The 21,957-nt window shown below is 53.1% G+C and carries 18 protein-coding genes and 1 tRNA gene; 11 read left to right on the top strand and 8 right to left on the bottom strand.

From position 1 onward, the window contains the following. Positions 1 to 27 precede the first annotated feature (27 nt). The 4 genes from FHD02_RS01035 to FHD02_RS01020 all read right to left on the bottom strand — a co-directional run bounded on the left by FHD02_RS01035 (position 28) and on the right by FHD02_RS01020 (position 3,600). Complete coding sequence (locus FHD02_RS01035) at positions 28 to 966, bottom strand: sugar kinase (protein ID WP_220393465.1); 939 nt, start codon at positions 964 to 966, stop codon at positions 28 to 30. A 3-nt stretch (positions 967 to 969) separates the two neighbouring features. Next, positions 970 to 1,719 (bottom strand): sugar phosphate isomerase/epimerase, encoded by a 750-nt coding sequence (locus FHD02_RS01030; RefSeq protein ID WP_220393464.1) that lies wholly within the window; start codon positions 1,717 to 1,719, stop codon positions 970 to 972. A 100-nt stretch (positions 1,720 to 1,819) separates the two neighbouring features. Then, entirely contained in the window at positions 1,820 to 2,836 is a 1,017-nt protein-coding gene (locus tag FHD02_RS01025) for a LacI family DNA-binding transcriptional regulator (RefSeq protein ID WP_061380947.1), read from the bottom strand. A gap of 101 nt (positions 2,837 to 2,937) precedes the next feature. Next, the gene (locus FHD02_RS01020) at positions 2,938 to 3,600 is read right to left on the bottom strand and encodes an OmpA family lipoprotein (RefSeq protein ID WP_003827397.1); all 663 of its coding nucleotides are present in this window, start codon (positions 3,598 to 3,600) and stop codon (positions 2,938 to 2,940) included. Positions 3,601 to 3,759: 159 nt separating this feature from the next. On the opposite strand from FHD02_RS01020, the gene FHD02_RS01015 reads away from it, so the two are divergent. Continuing rightward, a complete protein-coding gene (locus FHD02_RS01015; protein WP_220393463.1) occupies positions 3,760 to 6,093 on the top strand; it encodes a molybdopterin guanine dinucleotide-containing S/N-oxide reductase in 2,334 nt (777 codons plus the stop codon). Here FHD02_RS01015 and FHD02_RS01010 read toward each other — a convergent pair. Both FHD02_RS01010 and tag read right to left on the bottom strand, forming a co-directional pair. After that, positions 6,062 to 6,502, bottom strand: coding sequence for an N-acetyltransferase (locus tag FHD02_RS01010; protein WP_220393462.1), 441 nt, complete (start codon positions 6,500 to 6,502; stop codon positions 6,062 to 6,064). The two genes, FHD02_RS01015 and FHD02_RS01010, sit on opposite strands and share 32 nt — an antisense overlap. Further along, positions 6,492 to 7,061 (bottom strand): DNA-3-methyladenine glycosylase I, encoded by a 570-nt coding sequence (gene tag / locus FHD02_RS01005; RefSeq protein WP_137349103.1) that lies wholly within the window; start codon positions 7,059 to 7,061, stop codon positions 6,492 to 6,494. Before tag ends, FHD02_RS01010 begins: the two co-directional genes overlap by 11 nt. Before the next feature lie 158 nt (positions 7,062 to 7,219). On the opposite strand from tag, the gene FHD02_RS01000 reads away from it, so the two are divergent. The 10 genes from FHD02_RS01000 to FHD02_RS00955 all read left to right on the top strand — a co-directional run bounded on the left by FHD02_RS01000 (position 7,220) and on the right by FHD02_RS00955 (position 19,254). Continuing rightward, on the top strand, positions 7,220 to 7,921 hold the full coding sequence (locus FHD02_RS01000) for an autotransporter outer membrane beta-barrel domain-containing protein (RefSeq protein ID WP_137361648.1): 702 nt from the start codon (positions 7,220 to 7,222) through the stop codon (positions 7,919 to 7,921). Between the two features lie 251 nt (positions 7,922 to 8,172). Further along, positions 8,173 to 9,375 carry an MFS transporter gene (locus tag FHD02_RS00995; protein ID WP_042311707.1) on the top strand — a complete coding sequence of 401 codons (1,203 nt, stop codon included), beginning with the start codon at positions 8,173 to 8,175 and terminating at the stop codon, positions 9,373 to 9,375. Between the two features lie 211 nt (positions 9,376 to 9,586). After that, positions 9,587 to 11,281 (top strand): kdo(2)-lipid A phosphoethanolamine 7''-transferase, encoded by a 1,695-nt coding sequence (gene eptB / locus FHD02_RS00990; protein ID WP_137361647.1) that lies wholly within the window; start codon positions 9,587 to 9,589, stop codon positions 11,279 to 11,281. 92 nt (positions 11,282 to 11,373) lie between these two features. Beyond that, positions 11,374 to 11,450: transfer RNA gene (locus FHD02_RS00985), tRNA-Pro, on the top strand. A 724-nt stretch (positions 11,451 to 12,174) separates the two neighbouring features. Next, on the top strand, positions 12,175 to 13,782 hold the full coding sequence (dppA, locus tag FHD02_RS00980; RefSeq protein WP_038635147.1) for a dipeptide ABC transporter periplasmic-binding protein DppA: 1,608 nt from the start codon (positions 12,175 to 12,177) through the stop codon (positions 13,780 to 13,782). A 166-nt stretch (positions 13,783 to 13,948) separates the two neighbouring features. Next, on the top strand, positions 13,949 to 14,968 hold the full coding sequence (dppB, locus tag FHD02_RS00975; protein WP_032940634.1) for a dipeptide ABC transporter permease DppB: 1,020 nt from the start codon (positions 13,949 to 13,951) through the stop codon (positions 14,966 to 14,968). A gap of 9 nt (positions 14,969 to 14,977) precedes the next feature. After that, positions 14,978 to 15,880 carry a dipeptide ABC transporter permease DppC gene (gene dppC, locus FHD02_RS00970; protein ID WP_042311715.1) on the top strand — a complete coding sequence of 301 codons (903 nt, stop codon included), beginning with the start codon at positions 14,978 to 14,980 and terminating at the stop codon, positions 15,878 to 15,880. Between the two features lie 10 nt (positions 15,881 to 15,890). Further along, positions 15,891 to 16,874, top strand: a complete 984-nt coding sequence (gene dppD, locus FHD02_RS00965) for a dipeptide ABC transporter ATP-binding protein (protein WP_137361646.1) — start codon at positions 15,891 to 15,893, stop codon at positions 16,872 to 16,874. Continuing rightward, entirely contained in the window at positions 16,871 to 17,875 is a 1,005-nt protein-coding gene (gene dppF, locus FHD02_RS00960) for a dipeptide ABC transporter ATP-binding subunit DppF (protein ID WP_220393461.1), read from the top strand. The genes dppD and dppF overlap by 4 nt, the downstream gene beginning before the upstream one ends. Before the next feature lie 176 nt (positions 17,876 to 18,051). Next, positions 18,052 to 19,254 carry a sigma-54-dependent Fis family transcriptional regulator gene (locus FHD02_RS00955; protein ID WP_042311720.1) on the top strand — a complete coding sequence of 401 codons (1,203 nt, stop codon included), beginning with the start codon at positions 18,052 to 18,054 and terminating at the stop codon, positions 19,252 to 19,254. 33 nt (positions 19,255 to 19,287) lie between these two features. Here FHD02_RS00955 and FHD02_RS00950 read toward each other — a convergent pair whose 3' ends face one another. Continuing rightward, entirely contained in the window at positions 19,288 to 20,586 is a 1,299-nt protein-coding gene (locus FHD02_RS00950; protein WP_042311726.1) for an aromatic amino acid transport family protein, read from the bottom strand. A gap of 117 nt (positions 20,587 to 20,703) precedes the next feature. Then, positions 20,704 to 21,900, bottom strand: a complete 1,197-nt coding sequence (gene megL / locus FHD02_RS00945; RefSeq protein WP_042311728.1) for a methionine gamma-lyase — start codon at positions 21,898 to 21,900, stop codon at positions 20,704 to 20,706. Positions 21,901 to 21,957 lie beyond the last annotated feature (57 nt).

The raw sequence follows: 21,957 nt of genomic DNA, 5'->3' as shown, positions 1-21,957 counted from the left end.
ATGTAGGGTACAGAGTTGGCCGGGGATTTATTCCCCTAATTGTTCACGTGTGGGTAATCCTTCGCTGTCGCCCTGAACCTGAATGGCCAGTGCGCCAATTTTATTGCCGCGGGTCACTGCCTGATGCAGCGAACGGCCTTCCAGCAGAGCGCTGATCACGCCCACGGCAAAGCCATCGCCTGCGCCGACCGTATCAACCACGTTGTCGACTTTTACCGGTGCGACGCAGCCATGCTCGCCGCTGGCGGTTTTGTACCAGGCACCATCTGCCCCTGTTTTGATAATGACTGCCTTCACACCATGGCGCAGATAAAAGTCGGCGATGGCTTCAGGTGTTTGTTGTCCGGTGAGAATCATTCCCTCTTTTAGACCAGGCAAAACCCAGTCAGCCTGGAATGCCAGCCGGTTCAGTTTTTCCACCATCTCGGCTTCGCTTTTCCACAGCACCGGACGCAAATTCGGGTCAAACGCGATGGTTTTCCCCTGAGCTTTCATGGCCCGGGCGGTATGCGCCAGAAGTTCATAGGAACTGGCGGAAAGCGCGGCTGCCACGCCGCTCAGGTGCAAGTGACGCGCGCTGGCAAAATAGTCCTCGTGGTAATCCTCAATACTGAGATGGCTGGCTGCGGAGCCTTTGCGGAAGTATTCCACAATGGGATCGGTTCCATTTTCGACCTTAGATTTAAGCTGAAAGCCGGTAGCGAAACGCTCGTCCTGAGTGACTCCCTGCGCATCAATCCCTTCTTTTTCCAGCGACTTAATAATAAAACGGCCAAAACTGTCGTTACCTACGCGGCTTACCCAGCCTACATTCAGACCCAAACGAGCAAGACCGGTCGCCACGTTGAGTTCAGCGCCTGCAACGCGCTTGATAAACTGCTCTACATCCGCCAGGTCGCCGGTTTGCGTGGCGACAAACATCGCCATCGCTTCACCTATAGTGACCACATCCAGTGAATTCTTCATGCGTTACTCCTCGCGTAACAGCTCGACGTAATGGCGGGTAACCGCCGTCAAATCCTGTCCTTCCAGGGGAAACTCGATGCCGCGCGGAACATCGTCAGGCAGCGTTTTTAACAGCGCCAGCCAGCGCGGATCGGCTGCATCAGGCGGCACTGCACGGTAGCTGTCGCGATGCGTAACGGCGGCTTTGACATGGATGTATCCCACGGTTGGCGCCAGGTTTTTCGCCGCCTCTTCCGGGGAGTCGCCAACCCACAGCCAGTTGCCCATATCAAAGGTCAGCGAGATCGGCAGGTTTTGCATTTGGCAGGCTTCGTTAAAGTGCTGCATTGGCTGCAGGCGTCCGCAGGCGGTCTGATCGTTTTCGACAACCAGCTCCATCCCGCTGTTATCCAGCCATTCGCGTAAAACGTCGAACTGTTCGGTATGGGAAAAATGACCAAGGGAGACTTTTAACCACAGCGCTTGCAGGGTCTGCGCTTCCGCAAATAGCGCCGGAAGACGGGGGTTGAGGTTACCGTCCTCAAGGAACAGCGGCTCAGGCGCTGAATAACAGGCCAGCAGGCCGAAGATTTCGATCGCTGAGGCCATCGTTGACAGCGTGGTGAGTTCGGTGTCAGTTAGCATCTCGCGGCGAATTTCGACGCCGTCAGCACCGGCTTCAGCAATGATGGGCAGCATGGCGGTTTGTCCACCCGCAGCGCGGACCTGCTCATAGCCGTAGGCGGCGGTGACCACCATAATTTTTCTTTTCATGGAAACTCCATAACCAGCGTTCTTGCTATAACGCTAGATGGAACCGGTTCCAAAGAAAAGCCTGGGATGTCGAATTTATGATCACCATCACGAAGGAAATTTAGCGGGCGGTAGAGCCGCGCACGATCAGTTCACCAGAGAAAACCTGTTCCTGAATGGCGTCAGAGCCGCCATCGATCCGGCGTACAACCTGTTCCACAGCGGTGTAGCCAATCTGCCATGTGGGTTGTTTCAGCGTGGTAATACCGACACCCGCCAGCTCGGCCCATTCCAGCTCGTCAAAACCAAGTAGCCCGATATCGCTGCCCCAGTTGAGGCCAATGCGCTTCAGGGCGCGGGCAACCTGTAGCGTAAGGGCACCGTTGGCGGAGATAACGGCTTTGCGCATGCCCCGATGCTGCTGGTGGAACTGGCGCAGCGTGTCATCCAGTTGCGCATTGTCCGTTAGCGGAACTTCGGCATTTTGCGCGATAACGCCGGGATAGCGTGCGAGCGTGGCGCGAAAGGCGCTCAGACGTTCGCGGCGGGTATTCACCATGCCGAGTGGTTCGCTGAGAAACAGAATGGCTTCAAAGCCTTGTTCAAGCAGGTGTTCCGTGGCAACCGTTGCGGCCTGGGTGTTATCCAGCCCGACCATATCGCAGGCGAAATCAGGAATTTTACGATCAATCAGTACCATCGGCAGCGCAGACTGTTGCAGGCGATTCAGCCCCTCTTCGCGCATCCCAACGGCGTTGACCACAATCCCTTCGACCTGGTAACTGCGCAACAGGTCAAGATAGTGCAACTCCTGATCCACTTCGTTATTGGTGTTACATACCAGCGGGGTGAAGCCTTTATCGCGGCAGGCGGCTTCAATTCCGCTTAATACGTTGACAGAGTAGGGATTGGTAATATCTGCGATGATCAGGCCAATCAGGCGGGTGCGACCGTGTTTCAGGCCGCGTGCCATCAGGCTGGGTCGGTAGTCGAGATCGGCAATGGCTTGTTCAATGCGGGCCAGCAGCGCGTCGGATAGCAGGTGCTTTTCACCGTTAAGGTAACGTGAAATGCTGGTCTTGCCGGTTTTTGCGGCCTTCGCCACATCGCTGATGGTTGCCCGTGTTGATTTGCTCATCGCTGATTTCCCTGAATTTGGTGACAACACCTTAACGCGAAAATCAACGATGGCAAGTGCTTCATGCCGGATCGGGCGCAGCCTGTCTCCGGCTTAAAACGTTACTGGATCGGGCTTAAGGTAATCTCTACGCGGCGGTTCTGCGCTTTACCTTCCGCCGTGCTGTTGCTGGCGATTGGATTTGCCGGACCCATACCCTGAGTGCGGATTCGGTTAGCGGCGACGCCTTGAGTGATCAAGGCGCTGGCGACGGAGTCCGCGCGCTGCTGTGACAGGCGCATATTCAGATCCTGGCTGCCGGTGCTGTCGGTGAAGCCCAGCACGTTAACCGCGGTTTTATTGTACTCTTTCAGAACCATGGCCACGCCGGTCAGTGTGTTAGCCCCGGCAGGTTTCAGGTTGGCACTGCTGCTGTCGAAGGTGACGTTGTTTGGCATGTTCAGAATGATGTTATCGCCACTACGCGTCACGCTGACGCCGGTTCCCTGCATTTTTTCGCGCAGTTTTGCTTCCTGCACGTCCATGTAATAGCCGATACCACCGCCAACAGCCGCGCCAGCTGCTGCGCCAATCAGTGCGCCCTTGCCACGATCTTTCTTCGAAGAAGAGAGTGCGCCAATACCCGCGCCGACCAGAGAGCCAATGCCTGCGCCAATACCGGATTTACCCGCTTCGCGCTCGCCGGTGTAAGGGTTTGTTGTGCAGCCAGAAACCGCCAGGGCGCCGCTCACGATGGCAGCAATAACAAAAACACGTTTCTTCATCTCAATTCCTTAATGACTTATTCTTCTTTGCCACAGCGACAGTGGCGGTTGATTATGACGTGTGAACATGAAGAAAATTCCAGGGAAGACTCTGAAATTTGTAAGTAACATTGAACGGCAGAATAAATAAGCCGCCACATCGTATTCAGGAGCGCCATCTTGGCTAATTCACCCGCACACTACTCGGTGTTAACCGCTGCCCACTGGGGACCTATTCTCGTCGAAACCGATGGCGAGACCGTTTTCTCCTCCCGTGGCGCGTTGCCCACCACTCATCCCAACTCTTTGCAAACCGTGGTGCGTGACCAGGTACACAGTAAAACGCGGGTACGTTTTCCGATGGTACGTAAAGGCTTCCTCGCCTCGCCGGAAAGCCCACAGGGCGTGCGCGGGCAGGATGAGTTTGTTCGCGTCAGTTGGGATGACGCGCTGACGCTTATCCATACGCAGCATAAACGTATCCGTGACAGCTATGGCCCGGCCTCGATTTTTGCTGGTTCCTACGGCTGGCGCTCCAACGGCGTGTTACACAAAGCCGCGACCCTGTTACAACGTTATATGGCACTGGCGGGCGGTTATACCGGGCATCTGGGGGATTACTCCACGGGCGCCGCGCAGGCCATCATGCCGTACGTGGTGGGCGGCAACGAAGTTTACCAGCAGCAGACCAGCTGGCCCGTCGTGTTGGAACACAGCGATGTGGTGGTGTTATGGAGCGCCAATCCGCTGAATACCCTGAAGATTGCCTGGAATGCTTCCGACGAACAGGGTCTTGCTTACTTTGAGGCATTGCGTGATAGCGGCAAACGTTTGATCTGTATCGATCCGATGCGATCGGAAAGCGTGGATTTCTTTGGCGATAAGATGGAATGGATCGCCCCGCATATGGGTACCGACGTGGCGCTGATGCTGGGCATCGCGTATACGCTGGTGGAAAACGGCTGGCACGACGAAGACTTTCTCGCCCGTTGTACCACTGGTTATGAGCGGTTTGCCGACTATCTGCTGGGTAAAACTGACAATGTCGCAAAAACGGCAGAGTGGGCTGCTGAAATTTGTGGGATAACTGCGGCAAAAATACGTGAACTGGCGGCGATATTCCACCAAAATACCACCATGCTGATGGCCGGATGGGGAATGCAGCGCCAACAGTATGGCGAGCAGAAACACTGGATGATTGTCACCCTGGCCGCCATGCTCGGGCAAATCGGCACGCCTGGCGGTGGCTTTGGGCTGTCGTACCATTTTGCCAACGGCGGTAACCCAACGCGTCGTGCCGCTGTATTGGCTTCAATGCAGGGCAGCGTTAAAGGCGGCACCGACGCGGTGGATAAAATCCCGGTGGCGCGAATTGTCGAAGCGCTGGAGAACCCCGGGGGTTTTTACCAGCACAATGGAATGGACCGGCATTTCCCGGACATCCGCATGTTGTGGTGGGCCGGCGGGGCCAACTTTACTCATCACCAGGACACCAACCGTCTGATTCGCGCCTGGCAAAAACCGGAGCTGGTGGTTATCTCGGAGTGTTTCTGGACCGCCGCAGCTAAGCATGCCGATATCGTATTACCGGCGACCACCTCGTTTGAGCGCAACGACCTCACCATGACGGGTGATTACAGCAACCAGCACCTGGTGCCGATGAAGCAGGTTGTGCCGCCGCAGTATGAGGCGCGCAATGATTTTGATGTCTTTGCCGAGCTGAGCGAGCGCTGGGAAAGGGGCGGCTATGAACGATTCACCGAAGGTAAAAGCGAGCTGGCGTGGCTGGAGACCTTTTACAATATCGCCGGGCAGCGCGGGGCCAGCCAGCAGGTCACACTGCCGTCCTTCACCGAGTTTTGGCAGCGCAACGCCCTGATCGAAATGCCGGAAAACCCCGCCAGCGCGCACTTTATTCGGTTTGCGGATTTTCGCTGCGATCCACAGGCGCATCCGCTGAAAACGGACAGCGGAAAAATTGAAATCTACTCCGCGAAGATTGCTGGTTACGGCTATGCGGATTGTGCTGGACACCCGATGTGGCTGGAACCTGATGAGTGGTTTGGTAACGCCGAGCCGGGTCAGTTACAGCTGCTTTCCGCCCATCCGGCGCACCGTTTGCACAGCCAGTTGAATTACAGTGCGTTGCGTGAGCAGTATGCGGTGGCGGATCGTGAGCCCGTTACGATCCATCCGCAGGACGCCAACGCACGTGGTATTAAGGATGGCGACACGGTGAGGGTGTGGAACCCGCGTGGGCACGTTCTGGCGGGTGCAGTCGTGACGACAGGGATTAAACCTGGCGTCATCTGCATTCATGAAGGCGCCTGGCCTGATTTGGATCTCACTGCCGGTGGTATTTGTAAAAATGGTGCCGTCAACGTGCTGACCAAAGATCTCCCCAGCTCGAAGCTGGGGAATGGCTGCGCGGGCAACACTGCCCTGGCGTGGATCGAAAAATACAATGGACCCGCCCTGACGCTTACGGCGTTTGATCCGCCTGCCAGCCCATAATCCACGTGGGGTGGTGAGTTTCTTCCTGCCATGCGCCGTCTTCAATGCGAAAACCCAGCGCATGGTAGAAGTTTACCGCTGACTGATTCTTCTGGTAGACCTCCAGGCTGAGTAGAGAAAAGCGCTGCTGCACATGCTGCACCAGCGCTGTACCAATTCCGCTTCTGATGGCCGCAGGCGCGACAAACAACGCGCCAAGAAAGCGTTCGTCAATCACGCTGACAAAGCCTTTGAGTACACCTTCTTCTTCCCACACCCAGGTTTGCGCGGCGGGCAGGTATACATCACGCACGATGGGTTCACTTTCGCGCCAGTAGCCTTCGTCGATAAACGGGTGGGCATGGATCGTGCTTTCCATCCACAGCGCCAGAATTGACGGCAGATCGTCAGCTTTAGATTCACGAATCATGTTGTGCCCCTGGGTAACAGATGCAACTGGTGATATGGTCGTTGACCAGACCACAGGCCTGCATAAAGGAGTAGCAGATGGTGGTGCCGACAAACTTAAACCCGCGTTTTTTTAACGCCTTAGACAGCGCATCTGACGCAGGCGTTGAGGTGGGGATATCGCTCAGGTTGGCGGCGCGGGTCACTTGCGGTTGGTTATCAACAAATGACCAGACGAACTCGCTAAACGATTCACCGTTTTGCGCCATGGCCAGAAATGCGCGAGCGTTACCGATAATGGCCTGAATTTTTCCGCGATGGCGAATAATGCCGGCATCCTGTACCAGCCTTTCCACATCCTCTTCGGTCATGGCTGCCACTTTTTCCGGATCAAAATGGTGGAAGGCGTGGCGATAATTTTCCCGTTTCTTCAGTACGGTGATCCATGATAATCCCGCCTGCTGGCCTTCCAGGCAGATCATTTCGAACAGCTTCTTGCCATCGGTTTCGGGGACGCCCCATTCCTTGTCGTGATAGGCAATGTAAAGTGGGTCCTGGCTGACCCATCCGCAACGCTGCATATTCTTCCTCGCTGTTTTACTGGCGTAAAAATTTCATTCGGCCCGCCTTGACGCGCCAGCTAAAAAGACAATATTTAATACAGGGCCTGATGGCCCCGATTTCCTACACACAATGACAATAATATCGCCGAATTCGGCTCTTTTCTGGAGTCGCGTTGATGATTATAAGAAACAGTAGTGGTCGCCAAAGGTTAACTCTGGCGAGCGTTGTAGTTTGTGCGCTGTCCATCAATACAGCATATGGCTGGCAACAAGAATATATCGTTGATGCGATGTCAGGGCATACGGCTGAACGTTATACATGGGACAGCGATCACCAACCACGTTATAACGACATTCTGGAGGAACGAATTCGTTCTACGCAGAACGTGGCGGGGCCGGTGGTGAATCTGGCCGATCAGACGCTGATGGATACGACCAGCGGCATGAGTATGGGCTGGAACTTTCCTCTTTCCAGGCAGGTAACAACCGGACCGGTCGCCGCCTTACATTATGACGGCTCGACCACGTCTACCTACAACGAGTTTGGTGATAGCGCGACCTCAATAACACCGACCGATCCGATGTGGCATGCCAGCGTCAGCACGTTAGGCTGGCGAGTCAATTCGCAGTTCGGTGATGTGCGTCCCTGGGCGCAAATCAGCTATAACCAACAGTTTGGCGAGAATATCTGGAAGGCGCAGTCGGGTCTCAGCCGCATGACGACAGCAGGACAGGATGGTAACTGGCTGGATGTCACCGTCGGCGCAGATATGCTGTTGAATCCACATATGGCGGCTTACGCCGCACTTTCTCAGGCAGAAAACAGTACCAACAACAGCGACTATATGTACACCATGGGTGTTAGTGCCAAATTTTAACGAAAGCAATCATCGTTTCTACATCTCAGTTACATATTGAGATCAACAATCACACGCTTTCCAGCGATAGCGTGTACTAACACATGCGGTAAAATTCAGTATCCCAACTTTTTGTCTCGTCATTCATTCCGCAATCCAGGCATTTCATTCCGTTCTGACGGCATTTCATGCCGTTTTTTCCTGGTATAAATGGCGCTTCGGTATGGTTGTTGGCAGAGAATTTCCCATTTTGCTTATGCAGGAAGACTGCCATGAAAACTACTGATTATCAGCGTACCCGTTGGCTGACACTGATCGGCACCATCATTACCCAATTTGCCTTAGGTTCTGTTTATACCTGGAGCCTGTTTAACGGCGCACTCTCTTCTAAACTTGACGCACCGGTGAGCCAGGTTGCGTTTTCCTTTGGTTTACTGAGCCTGGGGCTGGCGATTTCTTCTTCCGTCGCCGGGAAGCTGCAAGAACGTTTTGGCGTGAAGCGCGTCACCATGGCCTCCGGTATCTTACTGGGCGTCGGCTTCTTCTTAACCGCCCACTCTGACAGCCTGATTATGCTGTGGTTGAGTGCCGGTGTACTGGTCGGTCTGGCGGATGGTGCCGGATACCTGTTAACCCTTTCCAACTGCGTAAAATGGTTCCCTGAGCGTAAGGGGCTGATTTCCGCCTTTGCTATCGGCTCTTATGGCCTGGGTAGCCTCGGTTTTAAATTTATCGACAGCCAACTGCTTAGCACCGTGGGTCTGGAAAAAACCTTTATGATCTGGGGCGCAATTGTGCTGGTGATGATCGTCTTTGGCTCCATGCTGATGAAAGATGCACCGAATCAGGAAGTGAAGGCGAAAAATGGTGTGGTCGAGAACGACTACAGCCTGGCGCAGTCCATGCGTAAACCACAGTACTGGATGCTGGCCGTGATGTTCCTCACTGCGTGTATGAGCGGGCTGTATGTAATTGGCGTGGCGAAAGATATTGCGCAGAGCCTGGCGCATATGGATGTTGCCACGGCGGCAAATGCGGTGACCGTCATCTCCATCGCTAACCTGTCAGGCCGTCTGGTTCTGGGTATTCTGTCCGACAAAATCTCTCGTATTCGTGTTATCACCATTGGTCAGGTAGTTTCGCTGGTCGGTATGGCGGCGCTGCTCTTCGCCCCGCTCAATGACGTTACTTTCTTTGCGGCAATTGCTTGTGTGGCATTTAACTTTGGCGGCACCATCACCGTGTTCCCGTCACTGGTGAGTGAGTTCTTTGGCCTCAATAACCTGGCTAAAAACTACGGTGTTATTTACCTGGGCTTCGGTATCGGCAGTATTTGTGGTTCCATTATCGCCTCGCTGTTTGGCGGATTCTATGTGACCTTCTGCGTTATCTTTGCGCTGTTAATCATCTCGCTGGCACTTTCTACCACTATTCGCCAGCCGCAACGTAGCGTATATACCGAGGCGCACGCCTAAATCTATTAGTGGTCTGATTAATACCTGGCGCATATATTTACAAAAATATATGCGCCATTTGCATTCTCTATAAGCACTTTTCTTCCCTCCTGTGGTCTACTTACCCGCGCCCGTAGATATTTCACCTCTGCTGTTGTCGCATTTTTCCCCTGTAAAGTCTGTTTGGCCGCTGCGCAGGGAGTTTTTATCCCGATCCCCAGGGTTTGTTTGCATGAGATACATTAAGTCGATGACGCAGCAGAAACTCAGTTTCTTGCTGGCAATCTATATCGGTTTGTTTATGAACTGTGCTGTATTTTTCCGTCGTTTTAGCGGATATGCGCACGAATTCACCGTCTGGAAAGGACTCTCTGCGGTTGTTGAATTAGCCGGCACTGTGCTGGTGACCTTCTTTTTATTACGGCTTCTCTCTTTATTCGGTCGACGGGCCTGGCGTGTGCTGGCCACCTTTGTGGTGCTGTGTTCTGCCGGCGCCAGCTATTATATGACCTTCCTGAACGTGGTTATTGGCTACGGTATTATTGCCTCCGTCATGACCACGGATATTGATTTATCGAAAGAAGTGGTTGGCTGGCATTTCATCGTGTGGCTGGTTTCGGTCAGTATTATCCCATTGGTGTTGATCTGGAGTAACCGCTGCCGCTATACCCTGATGAGACAGATTCGTACGCCGGGCATGAGATGGCGTAGCGTGGCGGTGGTGTTACTGGCAGGTCTGATGGTGTGGGTGCCGATTCGCCTGTTGAGTATGCAACAGAGAAGCGTTGAACGGGAAACCGGCATCGATCTACCCAGCTATGGCGGGGTTGTGGCGAACTCTTATTTACCGTCAAACTGGCTCTCGGCGTTGGGCCTGTACGCCTGGGCGCAGGTGGATGAGTCTTCAGATAACAAATCGCTGATGAACCCGGCCAAAAAGTTTACCTATGTTGCGCCGAAGAACCTCGACGACACCTGGGTGGTGTTTATCATCGGCGAAACCACCCGCTGGGATCATATGGGGATTTTTGGCTACGAGCGAAATACCACGCCAAGGCTCGCCCAGGAGAAAAATCTGGCCGCGTTCCGGGGATATTCCTGTGATACGGCAACCAAACTTTCTCTGCGCTGCATGTTTGTACGTGAAGGTGGGGCGGAAGAAAATCCTCAGCGAACCCTCAAAGAACAAAACGTTTTTGCCGTGCTTACTCAGTTAGGGTTCAAGACAGACCTTTACGCAATGCAAAGCGAGATGTGGTTTTACAGTAATACCATGGCGGAGAACATCTCCTACCGTGAGCAGATCGGCGCTGAGCCGCGTAACCGTGGCAAAAACGTTGATGACATGCTGTTGATTCCCGAGATGCAGCAGTCTCTGCAGCAGAACGATGACGGTAGTAAGCACCTGATTATTCTGCATACCAAAGGCTCGCATTTTAACTATACGCAGCGCTACACCCGTGAATATGCACAGTGGAAGCCGGAATGCGTCAATGTTGATAGCGGCTGCTCAAAAGCTGAGATGATCAACTCATTCGATAACTCGGTAACCTATGTGGATCACTTTATTACGCAAGTGTTTGATCAGCTGCGCGATAAGAAAGCGATAGTGTTCTACGCCGCCGATCACGGTGAGTCGATTAACGAGCGTGAGCACCTGCACGGGACGCCACGTAAAATGGCGCCGCCAGAACAGTTCCGCGTTCCTATGCTGGTGTGGATGTCTGACAAGTATCTGGAAGATCCCGACCATGCGAAGGCGTTCGCGCATCTGAAGCAAGAAGCTGATATGAAGGTGCCGCGTCGTCATGTGGAGCTATACGACACTATTTTAGGTTGCCTCGGTTATACCTCGCCAAATGGCGGTATTAACGAAAATAACAACTGGTGCCGTATTCCGGACGCGAAGAAGGTTGCAGCCCAGTAACGAAGGCTGCTGACTTTCTCGCCGATCAAATGGCATTTTGATGCTAAGGGATTGACGGGCGCGCTGCTGAGCAGTAAGATGCGCCCCGCATTCGGTGATTGGCGCAGCCTGGTAGCGCACTTCGTTCGGGACGAAGGGGTCGGAGGTTCGAATCCTCTATCACCGACCAAATTCAAAACCCTGCTCAACGAGCAGGGTTTTTTGCATTTGTAGGCCTGCGCCATCAGGCAATTCGGGAGGCATCGCCGGATGGCGTCGCAGGTGCCTTATCCGGCCTACAGGCTTAGTTTCATCCCGGCGTGTAAGGCGTTATTCCAACCCCACCTTTGACCTTCATTTTGCCTACAAAAATTGTGCGCCACTTCCCACTGACTGTTAACGATTCTGTGACATATTCCATTGCCTTTTTTTATATTTGCATGAAACTTTTTTTGCGCTACTTATGGCTGAACCTGGCATTTTCCGCTGTGCGTTTTAACGTTCATGGTATTAATCGCTCAGATATGCAGCATTAATTTAGAAAGTTTTAAGAATTTGCATAAATGTTAATCACCAAATGTTGCGAAATATTAAGAAGTTTATTCTGGCACAGAGCGCGTAGCACAAATTTCCCTGCTGAAAATAGCCGTCTGCACTTTTTTTAATCTTTGTTTGTCAATTCTCACCGTTGGTGTAAATCACGGTTACCTGTATTGACGTTTTCACATTCTGTTGACAGATTGTAGGGCATGAGGGGCATTTCATGGAGAATCCGCACTGCAACTCAGTCGCTTATGTGAACGGAATCCCCATCCTCTTAACGCCGACCCGGCCGGGTAAAAAACAAAAAAGGCCAGGCGGTGCAAACCCACTGCAAAGGGTAAAACAACAAACATCACATTTGGAGCAGAAGAATGAGTATTTCCTTGAAGAAGTCAGGGATGCTGAAGCTTGGTCTGAGCCTGGTGGCCATGACCGTCGCAGCAAGCGTACAGGCTAAAACTCTGGTTTATTGTTCAGAAGGATCTCCTGAAGGCTTTAACCCACAGCTTTTCACCTCTGGCACCACCTATGATGCCAGCTCCGTACCGATCTATAACCGCCTGGTTGAATTCAAAATCGGTACCACCGAAGTGATCCCGGGCCTTGCTGAGAAGTGGGAAATCAGCGAAGACGGTAAAACCTACACCTTCCACCTGCGCCAGGGCGTGAAGTGGCAGGACAACAAAGATTTCAAACCGACGCGCGATTTTAACGCCGATGACGTGGTGTTCTCGTTCGATCGTCAGAAAAATGCCCAGAACCCGTACCACAAAGTCTCTGGCGGCAGTTATGAATACTTCGAAGGGATGGGTCTGCCAGATCTGATCTCCGAAGTGAAAAAAGTGGACGATAAAACCGTTCAGTTCGTACTGACGCGTCCGGAAGCACCGTTCCTGGCCGATCTGGCGATGGACTTCGCTTCTATTCTTTCTAAAGAATACGCGGACAACATGCTGAAAGCTGGTTCCCCGGAGAAAGTAGACCTCAACCCAATTGGTACCGGTCCGTTCCAGCTGCAGCAATACCAGAAAGACTCCCGTATTCTGTATAAAGCTTTCCCTGGCTACTGGGGTACTAAGCCGCAGATCGACCGTCTGGTCTTCTCTATTACGCCTGATGCTTCCGTGCGTTACGCCAAACTGCAGAAGAATGAGTGCCAGGTGATGCCGTATCCGAACCCGGCAGACATCGCGCGCATGAAGCAGGATAAAAACATCAACCTGATGGAGCAGGCTGGTCTGAACGTGGGCTACCTCTCTTACAACACCGAGAAGAAACCGTTTGATGACGTTAAAGTTCGTCAGGCGCTGACTTACGCGGTAAACAAAGAAGCGATCATCAAAGCCGTTTACCAGGGCGCTGGCGTAGCTGCGAAGAACCTGATCCCGCCGACCATGTGGGGCTATAACGATGACATTAAAGACTACAGTTACGATCCTGAGAAAGCGAAAGCGCTGCTGAAAGAAGCCGGTCAGGACAAGGGCTTTACCGTTGAACTGTGGGCAATGCCGGTACAGCGTCCGTACAACCCGAACGCGCGCCGTATGGCGGAGATGGTTCAGGCTGACTGGGCGAAAATTGGCGTTCAGGCCAAGATTGTGACCTACGAGTGGGGCGAGTATCTGAAACGCGCCAAAGCGGGTGAGCATCAGGCCGTTATGATGGGCTGGACCGGTGACAACGGGGATCCGGATAACTTCTTCGCCACCCTGTTCAGCTGTGCGGCAGCGAAAGACGGTTCAAACTACTCTCGCTGGTGCTACAAGCCGTTTGAAGACTTGATCCAGCCAGCGCGTGCCACCGACGATCACAACAAGCGTATCGAACTGTACAAACAAGCTCAGGTTGTTATGCACGATCAGGCTCCGGCTCTGATTGTTGCTCACTCCACCGTGTACGAGCCAGTGCGTAAAGAAGTTAAAGGCTATGTGGTTGATCCATTAGGCAAACATCACTTCGAAAACGTCTCTGTCGAATAATTAAAAGCAATCAAGGAAGCGCTGCGCCCCGGTGTTGTGTAGGCCGGATAAGCGCAGCGCCATCCGGCGTAATGCTTTACCCGCGATGCAGTTTGCGTGGGATAAGATTTGTGAGCAATACAGACTCACGGTTCCAGGCCGTGCGTCATTAGAGAGAATCCGGGTTATGTTGCAGTTCATTCTCCGACGTTTGGGACTCGTCATCCCCACGTTTATCGGTATCACTCTTCTCACTTTTGCCTTCGTCCATATGATCCCCGGCGATCCGGTAATGATCATGGCGGGTGAGCGTGGGATCTCCCCTGAGCGTCATGCTCAACTGCTGGCCGAACTTGGTTTGGATAAACCGATGTGGCAGCAGTACCTCCATTATATCTGGGGGGTTATGCATGGTGATTTAGGTATCTCGCTGAAAAGTCGTTTACCTGTGTGGGATGAGTTCGTGCCTCGTTTTAAAGCCACGCTGGAACTTGGTGTCTGCGCGATGATTTTCGCCGTCGCAGTGGGTATTCCGGTGGGTGTGCTTGCCGCCGTTAAGCGCGGTTCCATTTTCGATCACACCGCCGTTGGCCTGGCGCTGACCGGTTACTCGATGCCGATTTTCTGGTGGGGCATGATGCTGATCATGCTGGTTTCCGTGCAGTTGAACCTGACGCCGGTTTCCGGCCGGGTGAGCGACATGGTATTCCTTGATGATTCCAACCCGCTGACCGGTTTTATGCTGATTGACACCGCTATCTGGGGTGAAGAGGGTAACTTTATAGATGCGCTGGCGCATATGATCCTGCCCGCGATGGTGCTGGGTACCATTCCTCTGGCGGTAATTGTGCGTATGACTCGTTCATCAATGCTGGAAGTACTGGGTGAAGATTACATTCGTACCGCCCGTGCCAAAGGCCTGACCCGTATGCGCGTCATCATCATTCACGCTTTGCGTAACGCCATGCTGCCCGTTGTCACCGTTATCGGCCTACAGGTTGGTACGTTGCTGGCCGGGGCGATCCTGACCGAGACTATTTTCTCATGGCCTGGGCTGGGACGCTGGTTGATCGATGCGTTACAGCGCCGCGATTATCCGGTGGTACAGGGCGGGGTGCTACTGGTCGCGACGATGATTATTCTCGTCAACCTGCTGGTAGACCTGCTGTACGGCGTGGTGAACCCGCGTATTCGTCATAAGAAGTAAGGGGCCATCATGTCACAGGTTACTGAAAATAAAGTTATTGCCGCACCGGTGCCGATGACCCCGATGCAGGAGTTCTGGCACTATTTCAAGCGCAATAAAGGCGCGGTTGTCGGGCTGGTTTATGTTGTCATCATGATTCTGATTGCGGTCTTTGCGAATGTTCTCGCCCCGTATAATCCGGCTGAGCAGTTCCGTGATGCGCTGCTGGCACCGCCTGCGTGGCAGGAAGGTGGCACGATGGCGCACCTGTTTGGTACTGACGATGTGGGCCGCGATGTGCTCTCTCGTCTGATGTACGGCGCGCGTCTGTCGCTGCTGGTCGGCTGTCTGGTCGTGGTTCTCTCCCTGCTGATGGGGGTCATTCTCGGGCTGATCGCCGGCTACTTTGGCGGGATTATCGATAACGTTATCATGCGCGTGGTCGATATTATGCTGGCGCTGCCGAGCCTGTTACTGGCGCTGGTGCTGGTGGCGGTATTTGGTCCTTCGATTGGCAACGCCGCGTTGGCGCTGACGTTCGTGGCGTTACCGCACTATGTGCGCCTGACACGCGCCGCCGTACTGGTGGAAGTCAACCGCGACTACGTTACCGCTTCGCGCGTGGCGGGAGCCGGTGCGATGCGCCAAATGTTCGTCAATATTCTGCCTAACTGTCTTGCGCCGCTGATCGTTCAGGCATCGCTCGGTTTCTCTAACGCCATTCTCGATATGGCTGCCCTCGGCTTCCTGGGGATGGGCGCACAGCCGCCTACGCCGGAATGGGGCACCATGCTCTCTGACGTTCTGCAGTTTGCCCAAAGCGCCTGGTGGGTGGTGACCTTCCCGGGGCTGGCGATCCTGCTGACGGTGCTGGCATTTAACCTGATGGGTGACGGTCTGCGTGACGCGCTCGATCCCAAACTGAAGCAGTAAGAGGTTCGAGATGGCGTTATTAAATGTAGATAAATTATCGGTGCACTTCGGCGACGTAGGCTCCGAATTCCGCGCCGTAGACCGCATTAGCTACAGTGTGAACCAGGGTGAAGTGGTTGGCATTGTGGGAGAGTCCGGCTCTGGTAAGTCTGTCAGTTCGCTGGCGATTATGGGGTTGATTGACTACCCTGGCCGTGTGATGGCCGAAAATCTGGAGTTTAACGGTCGTGACCTGAAGCGCATCTCTGAGAAAGAGCGTCGCCAGCTTGTGGGCGCGGAAGTGGCGATGATTTTCCAGGATCCGATGACCAGTCTTAACCCGTGCTACACCGTCGGCTATCAGATTATGGAAGCCATCAAGGTGCATCAGGGCGGCAATAAAAAAACGCGCGTTCAGCGGGCGATTGACCTGCTGACGCAGGTGGGGATCCCCGATCCGGCTTCGCGTCTGGACGTGTATCCGCACCAGTTGTCTGGTGGGATGAGCCAGCGCGTGATGATCGCGATGGCGATTGCCTGTCGTCCGAAGTTGCTGATTGCCGACGAACCGACGACGGCGCTGGACGTGACCATTCAGGCGCAGATCATCGAGCTGCTGCTGGAGTTGCAGCAAAAAGAGAATATGGCGCTGGTTTTGATTACCCACGACCTGGCGCTGGTGGCGGAAGCGGCGCACAAAATCATCGTGATGTACGCCGGGCAAGTCGTGGAAACCGGCGCTGCACAGGATATTTTCCGCGCGCCGCGTCATCCGTATACCCAGGCATTGCTACGCGCGTTGCCGGAGTTTGCGCAGGATAAAGCGCGTCTGGCCTCGTTACCGGGTGTGGTCCCAGGTAAATATGACCGACCGACGGGCTGTTTGCTGAACCCGCGCTGTCCGTATGCAACCGACAAATGCCGCGCTGAAGAACCTGAACTGAATCTGCTGGAAGGCGGTCGTCAGTCGAAATGCCACTACCCACTTGATGATGCCGGGAGGCCCACACTATGAGTACGCATGAGGCCACCTTGCAACAGCCGCTGTTGCAGGCTATCGATCTGAAAAAGCACTACCCGGTGAAAAAGGGCATGTTCGCCCCGGAACGCCTGGTAAAAGCGCTGGACGGTGTCTCCTTTACCCTCGAGCGCGGTAAAACGCTGGCGGTGGTAGGTGAGTCCGGCTGTGGAAAATCCACGCTTGGCCGCCTGTTGACGATGATTGAAGTGCCGACCGGCGGTGAGCTGTATTACCAGGGGCAGGATCTGCTCAAGCACGACCCGCAGGCGCAGAAGTTGCGTCGGCAGAAAATCCAGATTGTGTTCCAGAACCCGTACGGTTCTCTGAATCCGCGTAAGAAAGTGGGGCAGATTCTGGAAGAGCCGTTGCTGATCAACTCCACGCTTAGCAAAGAGCAGCGGCGTGAAAAAGCGCTGGCGATGATGGCGAAAGTCGGGCTGAAAACGGAGCATTACGATCGTTACCCGCATATGTTCTCCGGCGGCCAGCGTCAGCGTATCGCGATTGCCCGTGGTCTGATGCTGGACCCGGACGTGGTGATTGCCGACGAACCGGTCTCGGCGCTCGACGTTTCGGTTCGTGCGCAGGTACTGAATCTGATGATGGATTTACAACAGGATCTTGGACTGTCCTACGTTTTTATCTCGCACGACCTGTCGGTGGTGGAGCACATTGCCGATGAAGTGATGGTGATGTATTTAGGCCGCTGCGTGGAAAAGGGGACCAAGGATCAGATCTTCAATAATCCGCGTCATCCGTATACCCAGGCGCTACTCTCTGCCACGCCACGTTTGAACCCGGACGACCGCCGCGAGCGTATCAAACTGACCGGCGAGATGCCGAGCCCGCTGAATCCGCCGCCGGGCTGTGCGTTCAATGCTCGTTGCCGCCGCCGCTTTGGTCCGTGTACCCAGCTTCAGCCGCAGTTGAAAGACTATGGCGGTCAGCTGGTGGCCTGTTTCGCCGTTGACCAGGATGAAAACCAACAGCGATAAACGTGGGTTATGACCTAATAACCGGAGCCTTGTGCTCCGGTTTTTTTATATTTTGTTTTTACGTCCACAATGTGAGTCCTCTGGCAGAACATTATTCCACAGCGTCTAAAATGTAGTCAGATTCCCTTTTGTCACAGAAATAGCGATTTCGCAGTTGCTAACGATCAGGAGCAAATGTGGTCACGATACGCTGGGATATTAAAACAATTGATCGTCTGTCGATGGTTGAGGATGTCCTGAAGGAGTTTTCCTGCTGTGATATCAATATCATCTCCATGAAAGTCACGCCGGGACGGATCCTGATTAAATCCTGGTGCCGCCAGTTACAGGATATTTCCTGCGTGCAATCCTGTTTAAGCCAGCGCGCCGATATTATTAACGTCGCTTACCTGTGTGAAGAGATAAGCGAACTGTCAACGTCCGAGCCGGAACGCCCGCGCTATTTCTCTGACATTATTTGCAGCAGCCAGAGCATGCGCTTACTTATCGAAAAGGCGATCAGAATTGCCGACAGCAAATATACCGTTCTGATCCGCGGTGACACGGGAACCGGCAAGGAGTTACTGGCCCGGGCTATCCATAATTCCGGGCAGCGGCGGTTTTATCCGTTTATTCCGGTCAACTGCTCTGCATTACCTGAGTCGTTGATGGAGAGTGAATTCTTTGGCTATGAGAAAGGGGCCTTTAGCGGCGCAGATTGTAAAGGCAAAAAAGGGCTGTTTGAAATGGCTGATAAAGGCACCCTATTTCTCGATGAGTTTGGTGAAATGTCGCTGAGCTTGCAGGCAAAATTACTGCGTGTGCTTCAGGATGGTGGGATCCGTCGCGTTGGCGGGGCACAAATTATACCGGTTAATGTACGTATTATTGTGGCGACCAACGCCAATCTGGAAGAGATGGTGGAACAACGTCTGCTGCGTGCCGATCTCTATTATCGCATCAACGTACTTTCACTCACCATTCCTCCTTTAAGGGAGCGTCCGCAGGATATCACTCTACTCATTCGCCACTTTGTGCAGAAGTACGCGAAGGAATTTCAGCGCCGGATAATCCTGGATAAAGCCTGTTTTGCGGCCTTGCACCATCACGCCTGGCCGGGAAACGTCCGTGAACTGGAAAATACCATTATTCGTCTGATGCTGATGGCGGAATCGGATGTCATTACCCTGGACGAACTGGGAATGGTGAATTTACCCGCGGTTGAGCAAGCCCCAACGGAACGCCCTTTTAAAGAACAGGTTCTTAGTGCTGAGCGTCAGCTCATCGAACAAATGGTCGAAGATAATGTGTCGTCGCGGCATATCGCTAAAGCGTTGGGGGTGTCGCATACGACGGTGTTGAATAAAATTCGCAGCTATCAGTTGGAGAGTGTGAGTTAAGCGCCGTCAGTGGCTGACGGCGCGTTAGACGGGTTATTCAATCAGCTTCAATAATGGCGACAGGCATAGCAGAATTCCGTACAGCAGGATCAGCCAGGTTTTAACGCCGCGCAATTTCTCCAGTTGCGTTACTTTATAGATCAGGAAAAAAGGAATAATACACGACACAATCCCGTACAGTGGGCTACCCAGCTGGAAGAAAACCAGTACCGATACGCGGAACGACACCCAAATAACCAGGGTGATCACAATAAATGTGCAAATACCCAGCGTAAGCACCAGCGGATTAATTTTCTCAACGTCAATGACACGACTCAGGACGTTAAGAATAATACCCTTAATCGCCTCATGGAATCCCAGGTAAATACCAAAAAACGCAGTTAATACGGCGAAGATATTCAGTACCGTTGAGGTGATATGAATAATTTGTCCTGGAATAACCTGCGCTGCCAGCGCCAGGGCGGAAATATTTTGTTCAAAGGCCGAAACGGCCTCTTCATGGCTAATCGAAAAGGTAAAAGAGAAGGAGAAAAACAGAATAACTGCAATCAGCGTAATGTAACTGATGCGATGCGTGCGTATCGCCATACGCGTCGCCAGTACCCGGTCAGCCACCCGTTTGCGATAAGCGATGTTCATTGGGTTTAATACCTGTATAAACACCGCAGAGAAGAAGCAGAACGGGATGGTCAACAGCACGTTGCGAAAGAAAACCGAGGCTTCAGGAAATGCGCTGATATTGCTAAAGTTCCAGTGCGGGACCATCGCAAAACCAAACACGATGATGATCCCCACTTTTACTACTACCATCGGACCGGAGATTTTGAACAGCAGCTTTTCTCCCCCGGAAGCAATGGCGACCAGCACGGCAAAAATGGCAACTTTGTAGATTATTGACTGCGAAAGGTCGGCCTCGGTCAGGCCAAAGGTTTTGATATAAGAGGCACTGTCAAATACTACGGATAAGGAATAAATAAATATACCGTGAATAATCATCAGGAAGTAAATGACGCCAAGAAATACGCCCCAGTTTTTCCCCAAATAATGACTTATAATATCGGTATAGTCATTGCAGGTTTCACTTTCTGATAATGTTTTTAAATAAATGTCCTGCACAATATAGGTTGCGGGATAAGCAATAATAAAGGCGACAATAAATACCCAAATACCAGTTAAGCCAATTTGTACCGGCATCAGTACCGTTCCGGCGCCAATTGCCATGCCGATACAGAGTAATACCCAGCCAAAATCGTATTTCGTGAACGGTATTTTTTTTGAGATTGGTACGGCGGTTGCTGTATTGTTGCTTAATTGTAATGTGTTGTCCTGCATAGAACCCCCTGCCCAAAATACACGCTCTCCCCGGAAAAGGATTGCGCGTATAGCCAGACTGTTGTGCCTTGATTCCCAACAGCCTGAACCGATCTGCGTCGGCTCAGGCTGTAGTGGTCAGAATGTTGCCTTTCTGATGGCGTGTTCAAGGTCGTTAATAATATCTTCTGGATCTTCAAGACCCACAGAAAGACGGATAAGCCCGTCGGTAATACCTGCTTTAAGCCGTTCCTCTGGCGCAACGGGCGAATGTGTCATAGACGCTGGGTGCTGAATGAGGGTTTCGGTATCACCGAGACTGACCGCGAGGAGGCACAATTCTACAGAATTGATCATCCGTCTGCCAGCCTCGAGGCCGCCGGCGATTTCGAAGCTAATAATTCCTCCTGGCAGACTCATCTGCCGTTGGCCCAGCTCATACTGCGGATGTGAAGAGAGGCCGGGATAATAAACGTGGGTGATGGACGGATGTCCTTCCAGGAAGCGGGCGATTTTCATCGCATTTTCGCAGTGACGTTCCATTCGAATGCCCAGTGTTTTAACGCCGCGCAGCGTCAACCAGGCGTTGAACGGACTCATGCAGCCGCCGGTGATATCTTTCAACCCAACAAACCGCGCCTGGTCGATAAACTCCTGCTTGCCGACGATAATGCCGCCAATCACATCCCCGTGACCGTTGATATATTTGGTGACGCTGTGCACCACGATGTCTGCGCCCAGTTGCAAAGGCTGCTGACAGTACGGCGACATAAAAGTGTTATCCACCACCAGCAATGCGCCTTGCTGATGGGCAATGCCAGCCACCGTTTCAATATCAACCAATGAGAGCGTCGGGTTGGCGGGCGTTTCGATATACACCACTTTGGTTTCCGGGCGCATGGCGGCGCGAATTTCTTCAGGATTCGCCGCATCGACAAAGCTGACGTTAATCCCGAACTTCGGCATGCTGTGTGACAGAAACGCGTGGGTGCAGCCGTAAATTGCGCTGGCGGAAACGATATGGTCACCCTGCTGGCACAAAGTGAGTAGCGTTGTGGTGATGGCAGAAATACCGGACGCGGTTGCCAGTCCGGCTTCACCTCTTTCCAGCACCGCCAGCTTTTTCTCCAGCGCATCGGTGGTGGGGTTACCCAAACGAGTATAAATGTACCCGGACTCCTCCAGCGCAAAGCGGGCGGCACCTTGTTCGGCGCTGTCAAACACAAACGTTGAAGTCTGGAAAATAGGCGTACTGAGCGCGCCAGTTGAAGGGTCGGGTTGTTGCCCCGCGTGAACGATCTGGGTGTTGAATCCGTAAGTACGACAGTCAGACATGATATCTCCTTTAATTCGGAACAGAACAGCTCACACTCAAATAGCAATCGCTGTGCC

The sequence above is a fragment of the Citrobacter sp. EC_71 genome, from assembly GCF_019584005.1.
GTDB classification, from domain to species: domain Bacteria; phylum Pseudomonadota; class Gammaproteobacteria; order Enterobacterales; family Enterobacteriaceae; genus Citrobacter; species Citrobacter werkmanii.
This window is presented reverse-complemented; position numbering and strand designations above follow the sequence as displayed.

Bases quoted from the DNA above. Each gene is read 5' to 3' on its own strand.
- FHD02_RS01035 (WP_220393465.1), bottom strand. From the start codon at position 966: ATGAAGAATTCACTGGATGTGGTCACTATAGGTGAAGCGATGGCGATG.
- FHD02_RS01030 (WP_220393464.1), bottom strand. From the start codon at position 1,719: ATGAAAAGAAAAATTATGGTGGTCACCGCCGCCTACGGCTATGAGCAG.
- FHD02_RS01025 (WP_061380947.1), bottom strand. From the start codon at position 2,836: ATGAGCAAATCAACACGGGCAACCATCAGCGATGTGGCGAAGGCCGCA.
- FHD02_RS01020 (WP_003827397.1), bottom strand. From the start codon at position 3,600: ATGAAGAAACGTGTTTTTGTTATTGCTGCCATCGTGAGCGGCGCCCTG.
- FHD02_RS01010 (WP_220393462.1), bottom strand. From the start codon at position 6,502: ATGATTCGTGAATCTAAAGCTGACGATCTGCCGTCAATTCTGGCGCTG.
- tag (WP_137349103.1), bottom strand. From the start codon at position 7,061: ATGCAGCGTTGCGGATGGGTCAGCCAGGACCCACTTTACATTGCCTAT.
- FHD02_RS01000 (WP_137361648.1), top strand. From the start codon at position 7,220: ATGATTATAAGAAACAGTAGTGGTCGCCAAAGGTTAACTCTGGCGAGC.
- FHD02_RS00995 (WP_042311707.1), top strand. From the start codon at position 8,173: ATGAAAACTACTGATTATCAGCGTACCCGTTGGCTGACACTGATCGGC.
- eptB (WP_137361647.1), top strand. From the start codon at position 9,587: ATGAGATACATTAAGTCGATGACGCAGCAGAAACTCAGTTTCTTGCTG.
- dppA (WP_038635147.1), top strand. From the start codon at position 12,175: ATGAGTATTTCCTTGAAGAAGTCAGGGATGCTGAAGCTTGGTCTGAGC.
- dppB (WP_032940634.1), top strand. From the start codon at position 13,949: ATGTTGCAGTTCATTCTCCGACGTTTGGGACTCGTCATCCCCACGTTT.
- dppC (WP_042311715.1), top strand. From the start codon at position 14,978: ATGTCACAGGTTACTGAAAATAAAGTTATTGCCGCACCGGTGCCGATG.
- dppD (WP_137361646.1), top strand. From the start codon at position 15,891: ATGGCGTTATTAAATGTAGATAAATTATCGGTGCACTTCGGCGACGTA.
- dppF (WP_220393461.1), top strand. From the start codon at position 16,871: ATGAGTACGCATGAGGCCACCTTGCAACAGCCGCTGTTGCAGGCTATC.
- FHD02_RS00950 (WP_042311726.1), bottom strand. From the start codon at position 20,586: ATGCAGGACAACACATTACAATTAAGCAACAATACAGCAACCGCCGTA.
- megL (WP_042311728.1), bottom strand. From the start codon at position 21,900: ATGTCTGACTGTCGTACTTACGGATTCAACACCCAGATCGTTCACGCG.